Source organism: Burkholderia sp. LMG 13014, from assembly GCF_905232215.1.
Taxonomy (GTDB): domain Bacteria; phylum Pseudomonadota; class Gammaproteobacteria; order Burkholderiales; family Burkholderiaceae; genus Burkholderia.
Map to the genome: position 1 here is coordinate 28039 of NZ_CAJNKE010000006.1, position 17043 is coordinate 45081.

The following is a 17043-nucleotide window of genomic DNA, read 5'->3' on the forward strand; positions in this document are numbered from 1 at the left end:
CTCGTGGGTAAACGCAGCCTCGGATTGTTCGGGGGCGTTGAATTGTGTTGCCGGATTATAGGCATTTATCCCAATGTCTGCCGGACCCAGAATTCGTTCCATCTCGAAATGGATGCTGCATCGTCATGGACGCTTCTGAATTCAGCAAATTCCTGAAGGCCGCGTTGCCCGTGCAAGCCACGGCAGGCGCGGCGCTGACGGTCACCGAAGTGGAAATTCCCGGCTACGCGCAGGACATCGTGCTGCGCCTCTACCGGCGCCCGGACAAGACCGGGTTGCCAGTAGTGCTTTATTTCCACGGCGGCGGCTTCGTCCGCGGTTCGCTCGAAGACGCCGATTTCGCCGCGCGTTTTTTAGCAGAACGCTTACCAGCACTCGTAGTGTCGGTCGATTATTCGCTCGCGCCAGCCTTTCCTTTTCCGGCCGCGCCGGAGGATGCGTATCGCGCGGCCGTGTGGGCCGCGACGCGCGCCCGCGCGTTCGGCGGCAACCCGAAGAAGATCGGTGTCGCGGGCCACGACGCGGGCGGCCAGCTCGCGAACTGCCTGGCGTTCATCGCGCGCGATCGCGGCGAAGTGTCGATCGTCGCGCAGGCGCTGTTCGGGCCGATGCTCGACCCGAGCATGACGCGTATCGGCGACGCCGATCGTCTTGCCTCCGACATCACGGCGCGCGAATGCGCGGCCTGTTATCGCGCGTATCTGCCGCAGGCCGCGCAACGCATGCACCCGTACGCGGCGCCGCTCGAATCGGTGCGCCTCGCGGGGCTGCCGCCGACGCTCGTCGTCACCGCGCAGAACGACGTGCTGCACGTCGAGGCGGAGAAATATGCGAGCTGCCTGATCTCGTCCGGCGTGCTCACGCAGGTGATCCGCTATCCGGACATCACGCACGCCGCGCTCGCGACGCATGAAGCCGCCTTCGAGGAAGCCGTGCGCTTCTTCCAGTGCCGCTTCCAGGCGCGCCAGCCGAACCGTTCCGAATAAGCAAAACCAATCCACGTTTACTGGAGATCCACATGGCCATCCTACGCACCTCCCGCTCCCGAATCGCGACAGCGGCGATCGTGACGCTCGCCGTCGTCGGCCTCGGCACGTTCGGCGCGATGCGCGTGAACGCGAACGCACCGGAGAAATCAGCAGCGCCGCTGCCCGAAGTCGACGTTGCGACCGTCGTGCCGCAGACCGTGACCGACTGGCAGAGTTATTCGGGCCGCCTCGAAGCCGTCGAAAAAGTCGACGTGCGCCCGCAGGTGTCGGGCACGATCGTCGCGGTGAACTTCAAGGACGGCGCGCTCGTGAAGAAGGGCGACGTGCTGTTCGTGATCGACCCGCGCCCGTACCAGGCCGAAACCGATCGCGCGGCCGCGCAGCTCGCGGCCGCGCAGGCGCGCAACGGCTACGCGCAGACCGACTGGCAGCGCGCGCAGCGGCTGATCGGCGACAACGCGATCGCGAAGCGCGATTACGACGAGAAGCAGAACGCGGCCCGCGAGGCGACGGCGAACCTGAAGGCCGCCGAAGCCGCGCTCGAAACGGCACGCATCAACCTCGGCTATACGCGGATCACCGCGCCGGTTGCGGGCCGCGTGTCGCGTGCGGAAATCACGCTCGGCAACGTCGTGTCGGCCGGCGCGTCGGCCGCGCCGCTGACGACGCTGGTGTCGGTGTCGCCGATCTACGCGTCGTTCGATGCGGACGAGCAGACCTACCTGCAATACATCAACGGCGCGCGCAACGGCCGCAAGGTGCCGGTCGAGCTCGGCCTCGCGAACGAAACCGGCTACTCGCGCAGCGGCGAGATCGACTCGGTCGACAACCGGCTCGACACGTCGTCGGGCACGATCCGGGTGCGCGCACGCTTCGACAACGCCGATGGTGCGCTGGTCCCGGGCCTCTATGCGCGCGTGAAGGTAGGCGGCAGCGCGCCGCACGAGGCGCTGCTCGTCGACGACGCGGCGATCAACACCGATCAGGACAAGAAGTTCGTGTTCGTCGTCGACCAGCAAGGCCGCGTGTCGTACCGCGAAGTGCAGCAGGGGATGCAGCACGGCAACCGGCGCGTGATCGTGAGTGGGCTCTCCGCCGGCGATCGCGTGGTCGTGAACGGTACGCAGCGCGTGCGCCCCGGCGAACAGGTGAAGCCGCACATGGTCCCGATGACGGGCGGTGACGCGCCGTCCGCGCCTCTGGCGGACAACGCGAAGCCGGCCGCACCGGCGAAGGCGGATTCGTAAGCGGCACGCCGCTTCGCATCCGCGTTCAACCAGACAGAGCAACCCATGAACATTTCAAAATTCTTTATCGACCGGCCGATCTTCGCAGGAGTCCTATCGGTGATCATCCTGCTCGGCGGGGTGATCGCGATGTTCCTGCTGCCGATCTCGGAGTATCCGGAGGTCGTGCCGCCTTCCGTGATCGTGAAGGCGCAGTATCCGGGCGCGAACCCGAAAGTGATCGCCGAGACGGTCGCGTCGCCGCTCGAAGAGCAGATCAACGGCGTCGAGGACATGCTCTACATGCAGTCGCAGGCGAACAGCGACGGCAACATGACGATCACCGTCACGTTCAAGCTCGGCACCGATCCGGACAAGGCCACGCAGCTCGTGCAGAACCGCGTGAACCAGGCGCTGCCGCGCCTGCCGGAAGACGTGCAGCGGCTCGGCATCACGACGGTGAAGAGCTCGCCGACGCTGACGATGGTGGTCCACCTGATCTCGCCGGACAACCGCTACGACATGACCTACCTGCGCAACTACGCGCTGATCAACGTGAAGGATCGCCTGTCGCGGATCCAGGGCGTCGGCCAGGTGCAGCTGTGGGGGTCGGGCGACTACGCGATGCGCGTGTGGCTCGATCCGCAGAAGGTCGCGCAGCGCGGGCTGTCGGCCGAGGACGTCGTGCAGGCGATCCGCGAGCAGAACGTGCAGGTCGCGGCCGGCGTGATCGGCGCGTCGCCGTCGCTGCCGGGCACGCCGCTGCAGTTGTCGGTGAACGCGCGCGGCCGCCTGCAGACGGAAGACGAGTTCGGCGACATCGTCGTGAAGACGACGCCGGACGGCGGCGTCACGCACCTGCGCGACATCGCGCGGATCCAGCTCGACGCGTCCGAATACGGGCTGCGCTCGCTGCTCGACAACAAGCCGGCCGTCGCGATGGCGATCAACCAGTCGCCGGGTGCGAACTCGCTGCAGATCTCGGACGAAGTGCGCAAGACGATGGCCGAGCTGAAGCAGGACATGCCGGCGGGTATCGACTACAAGATCGTCTATGACCCGACGCAGTTCGTGCGGTCGTCGATCAAGGCCGTCGTGCACACGCTGCTCGAAGCGATCGCGCTGGTCGTGATCGTCGTGATCGTGTTCCTGCAGACGTGGCGCGCATCGATCATTCCGCTGATCGCGGTGCCGGTGTCGATCGTCGGCACGTTCTCGCTGCTGCTCGCGTTCGGCTATTCGATCAACGCGTTGTCATTGTTCGGGATGGTGCTCGCGATCGGGATCGTGGTCGACGATGCGATCGTGGTGGTCGAGAACGTCGAGCGCAACATCGAGAGCGGGATGAACGCACGGGCGGCGACCTACAAGGCGATGCAGGAAGTGAGCGGGCCGATCATCGCGATCGCGCTCACGCTCGTCGCCGTGTTCGTGCCGCTCGCGTTCATGTCGGGCCTGACCGGCCAGTTCTACAAGCAGTTCGCGATGACCATCGCGATCTCGACGGTGATCTCGGCGTTCAACTCGCTGACGCTGTCGCCGGCGCTGTCCGCGATCCTGCTGAAAGGGCATGGCGACAAGGAAGACTGGCTCACGCGCGTGATGAACCGCGTGCTCGGCGGCTTCTTCCGCGGCTTCAACAAGGTGTTCCATCGCGGCGCGGAGAACTACGGCCGCGGCGTGCGCGGCGTGCTGTCGCGCAAGACGGTGATGCTCGGCGTGTACCTCGCGCTGGTGGGCGCGACCGTGCTCGTGTCGAAGGTCGTGCCGGGCGGCTTCGTGCCCGCGCAGGACAAGGAGTACCTGATCGCGTTCGCGCAGTTGCCGAACGGTGCGTCGCTCGACCGCACCGAGAAGGTGATCCGCGACATGGGCTCGATCGCGCTGAAGCAGCCGGGCGTCGAGAGCGCGGTCGCGTTCCCGGGGCTGTCGGTGAACGGCTTCACGAACAGCTCGAGCGCGGGCATCGTGTTCGTCACGCTCAAGCCGTTCTCGGAGCGGCATGGCAAGGCGCTGTCGGCCGGTGCGATCGCGGGTGCGCTGAACCAGAAGTACGGCGCGATGAAGGACTCGTTCGTCGCGGTGTTCCCGCCGCCGCCGGTGCTCGGCCTCGGTACGCTCGGTGGCTTCAAGATGCAGGTCGAGGATCGCGGCGCAGTCGGCTATGCGCGGCTCGCGGATGCGACCAACGACTTCATCAAGCGTGCGCAGCAGGCGCCTGAACTCGGCCCGCTGTTCACGAGCTACCAGATCAACGTGCCGCAGCTCAACGTCGATCTCGATCGCGTGAAGGCGAAGCAGCTGGGCGTGCCGGTGACCGACGTGTTCAACACGATGCAGGTGTATCTCGGCTCGCTGTACGTGAACGACTTCAACCGCTTCGGGCGTGTGTACCAGGTGCGCGTGCAGGCCGATGCGCCGTTCCGGCAGCGCGCGGACGACATCCTGCAGCTGAAGACGCGCAACGACAAGGGCGAGATGGTGCCGCTGTCGTCGCTCGTCACGGTGACGCCGACGTTCGGCCCGGAAATGGTCGTGCGCTACAACGGCTACACGGCGGCCGACATCAATGGCGGCCCGGCACCGGGCTTCTCGTCGGGCCAGGCGCAGGCCGCGATCGAGCGCATCGCGCATGAAACGCTGCCGCGCGGCGTGCGGTTCGAGTGGACCGACCTCACGTACCAGCAGATTCTGGCGGGCGATTCGGCAATGTATGTGTTCCCGATCAGCGTGCTGCTCGTGTTCCTCGTGCTCGCCGCGCTGTATGAAAGCCTGACGCTGCCGCTCGCGGTGATCCTGATCGTGCCGATGAGCATTCTGTCGGCGCTGACGGGCGTGTGGCTCACGCAGGGCGACAACAACATCTTCACGCAGATCGGCTTGATGGTGCTGGTGGGGCTGTCGGCGAAGAACGCGATCCTGATCGTCGAATTCGCGCGTGAACTCGAACACGACGGCAGGACGCCGCTCGAGGCCGCGATCGAGGCGAGCCGGCTGCGTCTGCGCCCGATCCTGATGACGTCGATCGCATTCATCATGGGTGTGGTGCCGCTCGTCACGTCGACGGGGGCCGGTGCGGAAATGCGCCATGCGATGGGGGTCGCGGTGTTCTTCGGGATGCTCGGCGTGACGCTGTTCGGGCTGATGCTGACGCCGGTGTTCTACGTCGTGCTGCGGACGCTCGCGGGCGGCAAGATCCACGTCGCCGGCAAAGACTCGACCGGCTACGGTGTGCCGTCCCAGGGTGTGCCGGCTTCGGATGCTTGAGGACCAGAAGATGAATAACTTGCACAACACGAATGGCCTGATGCGCTTCGCGAAGGTGGCGGCCGCGAGCACCCTGCTCGCGACGCTGCTCGCCGCGTGCGCGGTGGGCCCCGACTACAAGCGCCCGGATGCGCCGACGCCCGCCGCGTTCAAGGAAGCGCCGACGCTGGCTGCCGGTGAACAGGCCGGCACGTGGAAGACAGCCGAGCCGTCGGACGGCGCGCATCGCGGCGAATGGTGGAAGGTGTTCGGCGACCCGGTGCTCGATTCGCTCGAGGCCCAGGCGCTCGCCGCGAACCAGAACCTGAAGGCCGCAGCCGCACGTGTCGAGGAAGCGCGCGCGGCGACGCGTTCGGCGCGCTCGCAATGGTTCCCGCAGATCGGCGCCGGCTTCGGGCCGACGCGCGAAGGGCTGTCGTCGGCGTCGCAGTTCCAGCCGCAGGGCACGGGCCCGACCAATGCGACGCTGTGGCGCGCGCAGGGCACGGTGTCGTACGAAGCCGACCTGTTCGGCCGCGTCGGCCGTAACGTCGAGGCGTCCCGTGCCGACCAGGCGCAGAGCGAAGCGCTGTTCCGCTCGGTGCAGCTCGCGCTGCAGGCGGACGTCGCGCAGAACTACTTCGAACTGCGCCAGCTCGATTCCGATCAGGACCTGTACCGCCGGACGGTGGAACTGCGCGAGCAGGCACTGAAGCTCGTGCAGCGCCGCTTCAACGAAGGCGACATCAGCGAGCTCGACGTGTCGCGCGCGAAGAACGAGCTGGCGACTGCGCAGGCCGATGCGGTCGGCGTCGCGCGCCGGCGCGCGGCGTCCGAGCATGCGCTCGCGATCCTGCTCGGCAAGGCGCCCGCGGATTTCGCGTTCAAGGAAACGCCGATCGTGCCGGTGGCGGTGAAGGTGCCGCCGGGCCTGCCGTCCGCGCTGCTTGAGCGCCGCCCGGACGTGTCGGCGGCCGAGCGCTCGATGGCGGCCGCGAACGCGCGGATCGGCCTCGCGAAGTCCGCGTACTTCCCGAAGCTCGATATCACCGGCGCGTTCGGCTATGAAGCATCGACGCTCGGCAGCCTGTTCATGTGGTCGAGCCGCACGTTCCTGCTCGGGCCGTTCGCGGGCACCGCGCTGACGCTGCCGCTGTTCGACGGCGGGCGCCGTGCGGCCGGCGTGCAGCAGGCGCGCGCGCAGTACGACGAGCAGGTCGCGAACTACCGGCAGCAGGTGCTCGTCGCGTTCCGCGAGGTCGAGGACAATCTCGCCGACCTGCGCCTGCTCGACGACCAGATCCGTGCGCAGGATGCGGCCGTCAACGCATCGCGGCGCGCGGCGACGTTGTCGCGCACGCAGTATCAGGAAGGCGAGGTTGCCTATCTCGACGTGATCGACAGCGAGCGCTCGGTGCTGCAGTCGCAGCTGCAGTCGAACCAGTTGACCGGTGCGCAGGCAGTGTCGACCGTGAACCTGATTCGTGCGCTGGGTGGCGGCTGGGGCGCGGCGCCGACGGCGGTCGGCAGCGCGGTGTCCGGCAAGGAGGACGTTGCCGCGCGATGAGTGTGCGTGACGGGCGGCGATGCGTGATGCATCGTCGTTCCCGTCATGCAGCGTATCGACGAACCCCGGTCATGCGGCTTTTGCCGGATGACCGGGGTTTTTTCATGGCATCGCCGCGGATGGCGTGATGTCGTCCATCGTCATGTTGCAACTAACGGTCAATCCCTGCCGGCACCTGCCAGCGGTGCGGCCGGCGCCCCGCCGCCCGCACCGGTCAGGCACCGCCGCCAGCAGGACTCGGGACGGAACGGGGCCTTGGGCTGTGTTGCCGGATACGCGCGCGTGACACGCGTCCGGCAGCCTGGATGCGCACGCGTCACGCGCCCGCGAACGCGTCGCCGGTCGGCCTCGTTCGCATGCCGCGCGCGAGCCGCGTCCACGGCAGGTCGGCCGGGTCGGCCTGCATCGGTCCCGGCGCCTTCGCGATCAGGATCGCGTGCGCGATGCCCTGGAAGTCGGCGCGGAAATGCACCGAACTCTTGTTGACGAGGATTTTCATTGCTTCCGGTTCGATGCCGCCCACGCGGTACAGATTGCGATCGAGCATCTGCGCCTTGCCGCCGCTGACGACGATCCGCACGCCGTCGATCCTCAGGCAGGCGACCGGCCCGACGTCGGCCAGCATGCCGTTCATCATCGGTCCGTCGTAGCGGCACACGCCGTCCGATACCGCGACGACCTCGAAGTGTCCGCGAAACGGCTCGTCGCCGGGTACGCCGGAGCCGCCGAGCGACAGTTCGATGTGCGCGCCGACACCGGCCCTCACCGCCGCCGCCGCCGCGGCCGGGTCCCACAGCAGGCCGAGCGCTGCGTCTTGCGCGCCGTTGCGCAGCAACGCGCGCAGCAGGCCCGTCGTATTGGAATCGCCACCCGCCCCCGGGTTGTCCTGCGTGTCGGCGATCACGACGGGCCGGCTCGCGCCTTCCGCGAGCCGCATGGCTTCGCGCACCGCGTCGTCGGGCGACAGGAACGGCACTTGCCACAGCGCTTCGTCGGCCAGCATCTTGTCGTACAGCGCCTGCACGGCCGCGTCGACTGCGTCGGCGTCGCCATAGCCCCAGACGACCGGCCCGCACTCGGGGAAATCCGCTGCCGGAAAACCCGGCGCGAACGACAGCGATGCGACGCCGTCCGTCTCCAGCGACGCGAGGCGCGCGTACATCTCGCGCGCGGGATCGAGCAGCGTGCACATTCCGTTGATCGGGATCAGGAACGGCAACCGCCGTGCCGCGCGACGTAACGGGTCGCCGCCCGCGAGGAGGCGTTCGAGCAGCCCGGCCGTGCGTTCGCCGGTCTCGGCCATGTCCACGTGCGGGTACGTGCGATAGGCGACCAGCGCATCGGCATGGCTCAGCATCCGTTCGGTGACGTTCGCGTGCAGGTCGAGCGACGCGACCACCGGCACGGCCGGGCCGACCGCGTCGCGTACGCGTTCGAGCAGCGTTCCTTCGCCGTCGTCGGTATGCTCGGCGACCATCGCGCCGTGCAGGTCGAGATACACCGCATCGAAGTCGCCGTGCCGCGCCGCGTCGACGATCTCGCCGGCGATCCGTTCGAACGCATCCTCGGTGACATGCGCCGACGGGCTCGCGCCCGCCCAGATCACCGGCTGCAACGCCCAGCCGCGCCGCTCCGCGGCGTTGATGAAGCCGCCAGCCGGAATGTTGACGTGGCGCAGCGCGAGCACGTCCGCGCCGCGTGCCATGGCCGGAAAGCCTTCGCCGCGTTCGAAGTTCGCATAGGCGGCCCGCGTGGGTGCGAAGGTGTTGGTTTCGTGCTGGAAACCGGCGATCAGGATGCGTGTGGTCATGAGACTGATTCCAGGAAGACGGTTGGTGCAGGCGACGCGCGCCTGCCGGCAGGGCCGGCGGTACGGCGCCGCACGAGGTCAATGGGGCAACGCGACGTGGATCAGCGCGTCGCGACGGGGAGGCGGTTCATGATCAGCGTCACGGCGCCTGCGACCATCAATGCGACGATCACCAGCAACCCGGCCTGCATGCTGCCGGTCGCGGTGCGGATCTCGCCGATGACGGTCGGGCTGAGGAAGCCGCCGATCAGGCCGATCGTGTTGATGAGCGCGATGCCGCCAGCGGCCGCATTGCCTGTCAGGTATTGCGACGGGATTGCCCAGAACACGGTATAGGCCGCCCACGTCATCGCCGTCGCGATCGTCATGCAGACGAGCGATATCGCGAGGTTGCCGTCGGAGAAGGTCGCGGCAGCCAGCGCGGCCGCGGCGACCAGTGCCGACACCGCGCTGTGCAGCCGGCGTTCGTCGCGTCGATCCGAGCGTCGGCCGATCACGAGCATCGCGCCTGCGGCCGCGATATACGGAATCATCGAGTAGAAGCCGATCTGCATCGTGTCGGTCACGCCGTTCGCCTTGAGGATCGACGGCAGCCAGAAGCTGACCGCGTAGATCCCGCAGATCATCGTGAAGTAGGCGAAGGCCAGCAGGTAGACGCGCGGGTCGCGCGCCGCCTGCCCGAACGCGTGGTGGCCGGCCGCGGGCGTGTGCAGCTCGGACGCGAGCAGGCTTCGTTCGCGGTCGGTCAGCCACGCGGCATCGTCGGGCCGGTCGGCCAGCACCTTGAAGACGAGCAGGCCGAGCAACGCGCACGGCAGGCCTTCGACGACGAACATCCATTGCCAGCCGGCCAGGCCGTGTGCACCGTCGAGGGCGGTCATCAGCCAGGTCGACAGCGGTGAGCCGACGATGCCGCCGATCGGGCCGGCGAGCATCACGATCGCCATCACGCCGGCCATGCGCCGCGTGCCGTACCAGTACGTCAGGTAGAAGATCATCCCCGGCGCGAAGCCGGCCTCGAATACGCCGAGCAGGAAGCGCAGCACGTAGAACGAGGTTTCATCGCGCACGAACATCATGCCGGCCGACGTCAGTCCCCAGAGCACCATGATCCGGCTGATGGTCTTGCGTGCACCGATCCTGGGCAGCAGCAGGTTGCTCGGAATCTCGAACAGCACGTAGCCGAGAAAGAAGATGCCGGCACCGAGGCCGTACGCTGCGTCGGAGAAGCCGAGCGCGCTTTGCATGTGCAGCTTCGCGAAGCCGATGTTCACCCGATCCAGATAGGCGAACGTGTAACACAGCAGCAGGAGCGGCAGCAGGCGCCAGTTCAGCTTGCGATACAGGGCCTGCACGGGTGCACTGTCCAGGGCCGCCGGATGGCGGGAGGAGGAAACGGCGGACATAGATGTCTCCGGTGACGTGGGCGACTTGCGACATGGATCTCGGTTGCTGCATCGTCAGAGAGACGAAAAAGCAGAGCAAGAGCAACTTCCATGAGTTAATGTTGCTCAACAGGCAACACACTGCGACGAACCGGATTCCCCATGCGCGAACTGAACCAGCGCCGCTTGCGCTACTTTCATGAAGTCCTGACCCACGGTTCGATCCGCGGTGCGGCCGACAGCATCAACACCGCGCCGTCGGTGATCACGCGGCAGATCCGGCTGCTCGAGGAGGAAATCGGCGTCGAGCTGTTCGAGCGCCAGGCGCGTGGCGTGCGGCCGACCGAGGCTGCCGTGCATCTGCTCGAATACTGGCGCGGTTGCCGCTCGCAGCAGGAACTGTTCGAGGAGCGGTTGCAGGCGCTGCGGCGGCTGCAGTCCGGCCAGGTGCGCATCGTGACCAGCGAAGGCTACGTCGACGTGCTGATGGACGAGGTGCTGACCGATTTCTGCATGCGTTATCCGAAGCTCGACGTGATCGTCGACGTGCTGCCCGTCAACAACGTGCTGCAGGAGGTGGCCGAGAGCCGCGCGCATATCGGGCTGGCGTACAACCCGCCCGCGCATCCGGAGATCCAGAATCTCGCCACGTCGTCGCAGCCGGTGGTGGCGCTCGTCCACGCGGGCCATCCGCTCGCGGTACGCGGCGGCGCGGTGCGCGCGCACGAGCTCGGTGCGTATCCGCTCGCGCTGATGCCGCCGGCCTTTGGCCTCGGCCAGGTTGCGCAGATGCTCGCCTATACGGAGAACCTGCCGATCCGCCCGACGCTGACGACCAACTCGCTTGCGGTGCTGCGTCATTTCGTCAAGCGCCATGAAGGGGTCACGCTGATCGGCGCGTTCGCGGCCTATCGCGAACTGGAGAGCGGCGAACTCGTCGCGCTGCCGATCGAGCATCCGTTGTTCGATTCCGCGAAGGCGCGCCTGCTGGTGAAGGTGGGGCGGCCACTCGGCGTGGCGGCCGACACGCTGCTGAACTGCTTGCTGCACGACATGAAGATGTTCGCGACGGCGGATGGCGCCGGCCGGAACAAGGCGGCGACGCGGAAGCGGGCGGCCCGGCGCGTGCGATAACGCGAGTCGGGCCGTCGCGCGCAACGATCAGGTGGCGTCGCGGCCCGCCCGCAGCGCGCGCACCAGTTCGCTCGCCGCCTTGCCGAGCCCCGTGTGTTTCGGCCGCCGCAGGTACACGGGCAGCGGCAGCCCGTTGCGGATGTTGGCGAACACGAGCGGCGCGAGTTCGCCGTCGGCGACGTATCGGGCGATCACGGATTCGGGCAGGTTCGCCCAGCCATGTCCGGCTTTCACGAGTGCGATCGCGGTCGCCATGTCGGTCACTTTCCACGTGCGGTTGCCGATCAACGGCCGAATGTCGGTCAGTGGTCGCTCCGGATCGGCGATCACGATCTGCCGAAAGCCCGACAGCCGCTCGATCGCCTCGGGTGGCGCGCCTTCGGCGATCGCCGGATGGCTCGGCGCGGCGACGGCGACGAGCGTCTCGGTCCACAGCGCATGAATCTGCTCCTGCGGATGCAGGTCGAGCCCGCAGTACGCCACACAGAGATCGATGGTGGTGCGATGCAGCGCATCGACGATCGCGTCCTGCGGCGCCGTGACGACGCTGATGGCGAGCGCCGGATACTTCGCGGCAACCGCCATCAGCGCGCGGGCGACGGGCGCCGGGTCGATTTCGGCCGCGACGCCGAGCCGCAGCGTGTCTTCGACGCCTTCCGACAGATGCTGTGCGTGTGCACGCAACACCTGCAACTGCTCGGCGATCGATCGCGCGTCGGGCAGCAGCGCGGCCATCGCGGCGGTCGGCGTCGGTTCGCGTGTGCCGCGGTCGAACAGCACGAGGCCGAGCTCGGCCTCGAGGTTCGCGATCGCCATGCTGATCGCCGACGGCGTGCGGCCGAGCGCGCGCGCGGCCGCGGAAAACGAGCCTTTGTCGATGACGGTCAGCAGCATGTCGATGTGGTCGCTGGTCAGCATGCGCGGGCCTCCTGTCAGAAAAATTGAAAGGACCTGACTTTTGCGGGCACGCTACCCGCTGATAGTCTCGCCACCTTGTTCGATAGAAGGGGGATGGTCATGCAAGGGTTGAAGAGACGCATAGTCTACGTCGTGATGTTCGAGGTGCTCGGCATCCTGATCGCATCGTCGGTGCTCGGCATGCTGAGCGGCGCGAGCGCGGCGACGAGCGGCGTGATGGGGGTGATGATCTCGACGACGGGCGTCACCGTCAACTTCCTGTACAACCTCGTGTTCGAGGCGTGGGAGCGGCGGCGTGCCGCGACGACGCGCACGGTCGGGCGCCGCGTGCTGCATGCGATCGGCTTCCAGGTCGCGCTCGTGACGTTCCTGATCCCGCTGATCGCATGGTGGCTCGACGTGTCGCTGCTGCATGCGTTCCTGTACGACGCGGTGCTGATCGTGTTCTTCCCGATCTTCACGTTCGTGTACAACTGGGCGTTCGACAGCGTGTTCGGGCTGCCGGATGCGGTCACGCGCAAGGCTGAGCCGGCGGTCTGGTAAGCGACGGCGCGGCGCGATGCAGGCAGCCGCTACAATCGCGCAAAGCATCGTTCGGGCGTGCGGGCCGCATGCCCGACGGTATTCCGTCGCGATTCATGCGCCCGAGCGGGCCGTTCAAACCGATGAGCATTCGAAAGACGTCGATATCCTGCGTGGCGTGGCTTGCCGGCGCATTCATCCTCGCATCGTCCGCGCAAGCGGAAGGGCCGAGGGTGCTGCCGCGCAGCGAACAGGCCGATAACGGTTACGCGTCGACGCAATTGCTGCTCAAGCCGTGCGTCGACGTGCGCAAGCTGAGCGACGACCCGGATGACGATCTGTTGAAGGCGGCCGCCGCCGCGCGTGCCGCGCTGCCGCCCGGCACCTGCGACAACGCTGCGTTGGCGGAGAAGGTGTTTACCGCGCGATTTCTCCAGTACGCGACGCTTGCCGCGGTGGACGACCCGTGGAATATCGACGAGAAGATCGATGCGCAGAACCGGGCAATCGGGCGCTGCAAGGACACACGATGTCTCGATCGCGAACTGGATGCGGTGATCGGTGCGCTGTCGCCGCTGTACCTGCATGCGCATCCCGTGTGGCCGCGCGGCAACGGCCTGTGCACGAACGCTCCGGTCGATGCGCGTGCCGATCGCGCGCTGGCACCGCTCGGCACACGTGTACGCATAGCACTGGCCCGCGAATGCGGCGACGAAGCGGTGATCGCGCAAACCTGCGAGGGCCCGCACGGCAAGGTGCTGTTCGTGAGTTGCGAGATGAGCGGGAACCAGGTCAACGCGAATCAATGGCTGTACCGTGCGCGCAAGCGCGGATTCGAACCGCTGCTGGGCGTCGAAGACGGCCCGGTCGGCGTGCTCGACACCACCTGCAACGGGTGGCCCGACCTCAAGACGCTGGCCCGGATCAGCATGGGTGAGCATCAGGCGACCTATTACCGCTACGACGGCGGCACGTACCAGCCCGTCTACTCATACACCGAAACGGGTGTCGGTAGCGACGGCAACGGCCGCGACCTGGTCGTTGCGCAGGGCGGGCCGTCCGTCCGCGTGACCTGCCGATAACGGCCAGACCGCCGCGCTGCCTCGGATCGCCTGGCCGACGCATGGCGAATGCGCCGGCCCCCACGTATCCGCCGATTCCCCCATACCCGACACATGAAGCGCCACGTTGCCGCCGGATTGCATCGCTGAAAAATTGTAGAGGACTTCTAATGTCGTAATCGTCTGGATATTTGTCGGATCTTAACAAAATTGTCCGATTTCCCTTTCTAGAATCCGACAGATCGATGACGCGCGCGGCGGGCAGGAGGGGGCCGTCGACGCGCCGCGCGCCTGGTTCGGAACCGCTTTGCGGCCCCGAGGCCGCGCATCGCCCGCACGCGGCGCACGCCGCCTGCATGACCATCCCCGTCCAGCCAGAAAAACGAGGAGGGATTGCCGATGTCGCGTATCGATCGCCGTACGTTCCTGACCCGCTCGGCGCAGGCGGCCGGCGCTGCCGCGCTTGCGGCGACGCTGCCCGACAGCATTCGCCGCGCACTGGCCGTCGAGCCGGCCCGCGTGACCGGTACGATCCGGGACGTCGAGCACATCGTCGTGCTGATGCAGGAAAACCGCGCATTCGACCATTACTTCGGCACGTTCCCGGGCGTGCGCGGCTTCAACGATCCGCGCGTGGTCGCGCGTCCTGACGGCAAAAGCGTCTGGTATCAGAACTACAAGGGCCGCGATTACGTGCCCTGGCATCTCGACACGTCGAAGACGTGGGCGCAGTGGATGATGCCCGAGAACCACGAGTGGGATGCGTTCCACAAGCTGTGGAACGAAGGGTGCAACGACCAGTGGATGGCCGTGCAGTGGCCCGACGCGATGGGCTATTTCAAGCGCAACGACCTGCCGTACTACTACCCGCTCGCGAGCGCGTTCACGATCTGCGACGCGTACCACCAGTCGATGATGGGGCCGACCAATCCGAACCGGCTCTACCTGATGACGGGGCGCTCGTCGCCGAACGCGGACGGCAGCCAGGTCGCGATGTCGAACTGGATGGGCGACCGCTCGGGCACGGTGTCGTGGAAGACTTTCCCCGAACGCTTGCAGCAGGCCGGCATCGACTGGCGCGTCTATCAGGAAGGCGGCGTCGGTTCGTTCAACGTCGCATGGAATTTCCTGTCGAGCCGCTACTGGATCGACAACACCAACAACTACGACTGCAACGCGCTCGCGTGGTTTTCGCAGTACAAGTCGGCAGCGTCGAGTTCGCCGCTCAACCAGCGCGGGCTGACTGCGCGCGGTGTCGCGTCGTTGCGCGACGACGTGCTCGCGAACCGGCTGCCGCAGGTGTCGTGGATCGTGCCGCCGTTCTCGTCGTCCGAGCATCCGTGGTGGGGGCCGTCGTTCGGCGAGGAATTCGTGTCGCGCATTCTCGATGCGCTCACGGCGAATCCCGACGTGTGGGCGAAGACGGTATTCCTGATCTGCTACGACGAAGGTGATGGCCGTTTCGATCACGTGACGGCACCCGTGCCGCCGTGGAAGGCCGGCAAGGGGCTGTCGACGGTCAGCGTCGAAGGCGAGATCGAGCAGGCTTCCGGGCTGCCGATCGGGCTCGGCACGCGCGTGCCGTTGCTCGCGATCTCGCCGTGGTCGAAGGGCGGCTGGACCTGCTCCGAAGTCTTCGATCACACGTCGGTGATCCGCTTCATCGAGAAGCGCTTCGGCGACGATCATCCGGATGTCTATGAATCGAACATCACGCCGTGGCGTCGCGCGGTGTGCGGCGACCTCACGTCGGCATTCGATTTCGCGGGCGACGCGGACCGCACGGTGCCGCCCGCGCTGCTCAACCTGACCGCGACGAAGGCGCAGCTCGACAACGCGTACTGGGTGCAGTACTACCTCGCGAAGCCGAGCTATCCGTCGAGCTACCCGGCCGAGAACGCGCCGTTGCCGGTGCAGGAGCCGGGGCAGCGCAAGCTGCGCGCGGTGCCATACGAGCTGTTCGTCGAAGCGGCGCTCGATACGCGTGCCGGCGTGCTGAACGTGAGCTTCGCGAACAACGGCAAGGCCGTGCCGGGCAACGCGGCCGGCACGTCGGCCGCGGTGTTCCATGTGCACGACGCGATCGCGCAGAACGGCCCGCGCTTCTACACGATCCAGAGCGGCCGCGTGCTGAGCGACCAGTGGTGGCCGGTACGCGACACGCAGGGGCGCTACGATCTCGCGGCGTACGGTCCGAACGGCTTCTTCCGCCGCTTCAAGGGCGGTGCGACGTCGAGCGCGCCGCTGTTCGACGTGACGGTCGCGTATCGCGCCGACGGCAATCTCGTCCTGCGGATGCGCAACGCGGGCCGCACGCCGCTGGTCGCGACGCTCACCGATAACGGCTACGGCGCCGCGTCGCGTTCGGGCACGGTCGCGGCAGGCGCTGCCGTCGACACGGTGCTGAACCTGTCGGCAAGTGGCGGCTGGTACGACTTCAGCGTGACGATCGATGCGGATGCCGGTTATCTGCGCACGCTGGCCGGCCATGTCGAAACCGGTGCGGCGAGCGTGACCGATCCGCTCTTCGCGCGTGTGACAGGGGCCGCATGATGAACCGAACCGTCATCGTATGGGGCACGGTCGCGCTGGCGGCAGGCGCCGTCGCGTCGGCCGTCGTGTTGTGGAGCGGCCGCCCGGGTGGCGCGCCGCAAGCCGCTTCTTCCACCGTTGTCAGCCAGGACTCCGCCATGACCAATCAAGCGTCCGCATCGCCCGTCAATTTCCGCGCGCAGCTCGACGGCTACGCGCACGAACGCGACGCGCTGAACGCGGCCGACCGTCAGGCGCGTGCCCGTTCGTTGCTCGCGCAACTGCGTGCCGATGCCGATGCGGGCAAGCTCGATCCGCGCGAGGCGTCGGGCCTCGCGGATCTGCTGTTGCAGGATGCAGAACCGGATGCCGGCGCGCGCCAGGCCGCGAGCGATGCACTGCGCGACCACCTGCGCGATCTCGCGATGGGCGAGCGGCCGGCCTCGCCCGCGCGCGAGCGGCAGGATGCGGACTATGTCGCGCAGAGCCGCAAGATCATCGACGAGGTGACGCGCACGGTGCCGGACCGCGAGCAGCAGCGCGTGGCGCTCGATACGCGGCTGGCGGAGTTGCGCAGGCAGATCTACGGGACGGACGCGCCGGTGACGCACGGCGGTTGATGAAGCGGCGATGCGGCGCGTATGGGCATCGTC

General features: G+C 67.3%; 12 protein-coding genes. 9 read left to right on the forward strand and 3 right to left on the reverse strand.

The window, feature by feature from the left end:
- Positions 1 to 125: 125 nt before the first annotated feature.
- The 4 genes from JYJ84_RS01975 to opcM are packed head-to-tail and all read left to right on the forward strand — an operon-like array spanning position 126 to position 7028.
- On the forward strand, positions 126 to 986 hold the full coding sequence (locus tag JYJ84_RS01975) for an alpha/beta hydrolase (protein WP_175222521.1): 861 nt from the start codon (positions 126 to 128) through the stop codon (positions 984 to 986).
- Between the two features lie 32 nt (positions 987 to 1018).
- Complete coding sequence (gene ceoA / locus JYJ84_RS01980; RefSeq protein WP_122948097.1) at positions 1019 to 2236, forward strand: multidrug efflux RND transporter periplasmic adaptor subunit CeoA; 1218 nt, start codon at positions 1019 to 1021, stop codon at positions 2234 to 2236.
- A gap of 45 nt (positions 2237 to 2281) precedes the next feature.
- Positions 2282 to 5482, forward strand: coding sequence for a multidrug efflux RND transporter permease subunit CeoB (ceoB, locus tag JYJ84_RS01985; protein WP_175222522.1), 3201 nt, complete (start codon positions 2282 to 2284; stop codon positions 5480 to 5482).
- Between the two features lie 10 nt (positions 5483 to 5492).
- Positions 5493 to 7028 carry a multidrug efflux transporter outer membrane subunit OpcM gene (gene opcM, locus JYJ84_RS01990; protein WP_175222523.1) on the forward strand — a complete coding sequence of 512 codons (1536 nt, stop codon included), beginning with the start codon at positions 5493 to 5495 and terminating at the stop codon, positions 7026 to 7028.
- Positions 7029 to 7344: 316 nt separating this feature from the next.
- On the opposite strand, the gene JYJ84_RS01995 is transcribed toward opcM, so the two are convergent.
- On the reverse strand, positions 7345 to 8838 hold the full coding sequence (locus tag JYJ84_RS01995) for a M81 family metallopeptidase (protein WP_175222524.1): 1494 nt from the start codon (positions 8836 to 8838) through the stop codon (positions 7345 to 7347).
- 101 nt (positions 8839 to 8939) lie between these two features.
- Entirely contained in the window at positions 8940 to 10244 is a 1305-nt protein-coding gene (locus JYJ84_RS02000; protein ID WP_175222525.1) for an MFS transporter, read from the reverse strand.
- Between the two features lie 141 nt (positions 10245 to 10385).
- Here JYJ84_RS02000 and JYJ84_RS02005 point away from each other — a divergent pair, with 141 nt between their 5' ends.
- Entirely contained in the window at positions 10386 to 11357 is a 972-nt protein-coding gene (locus JYJ84_RS02005; protein WP_175222526.1) for a LysR family transcriptional regulator, read from the forward strand.
- Positions 11358 to 11384: 27 nt separating this feature from the next.
- Here JYJ84_RS02005 and JYJ84_RS02010 read toward each other — a convergent pair whose 3' ends face one another.
- On the reverse strand, positions 11385 to 12275 hold the full coding sequence (locus JYJ84_RS02010) for a LysR family transcriptional regulator (RefSeq protein ID WP_175222527.1): 891 nt from the start codon (positions 12273 to 12275) through the stop codon (positions 11385 to 11387).
- Between the two features lie 99 nt (positions 12276 to 12374).
- On the opposite strand from JYJ84_RS02010, the gene JYJ84_RS02015 reads away from it, so the two are divergent.
- The 4 genes from JYJ84_RS02015 to plcR all read left to right on the forward strand — a co-directional run bounded on the left by JYJ84_RS02015 (position 12375) and on the right by plcR (position 17010).
- A complete protein-coding gene (locus JYJ84_RS02015) occupies positions 12375 to 12818 on the forward strand; it encodes a PACE efflux transporter (protein ID WP_175222528.1) in 444 nt (147 codons plus the stop codon).
- A gap of 152 nt (positions 12819 to 12970) precedes the next feature.
- Positions 12971 to 13879, forward strand: a complete 909-nt coding sequence (locus JYJ84_RS02020; protein ID WP_205184060.1) for a hypothetical protein — start codon at positions 12971 to 12973, stop codon at positions 13877 to 13879.
- Between the two features lie 378 nt (positions 13880 to 14257).
- On the forward strand, positions 14258 to 16411 hold the full coding sequence (locus JYJ84_RS02025; protein ID WP_175222530.1) for a phosphocholine-specific phospholipase C: 2154 nt from the start codon (positions 14258 to 14260) through the stop codon (positions 16409 to 16411).
- A complete protein-coding gene (gene plcR, locus JYJ84_RS02030) occupies positions 16411 to 17010 on the forward strand; it encodes a phospholipase C accessory protein PlcR (RefSeq protein WP_174976936.1) in 600 nt (199 codons plus the stop codon). The genes JYJ84_RS02025 and plcR overlap by 1 nt, the downstream gene beginning before the upstream one ends.
- The last annotated feature ends 33 nt before the right edge of the window (positions 17011 to 17043 follow it).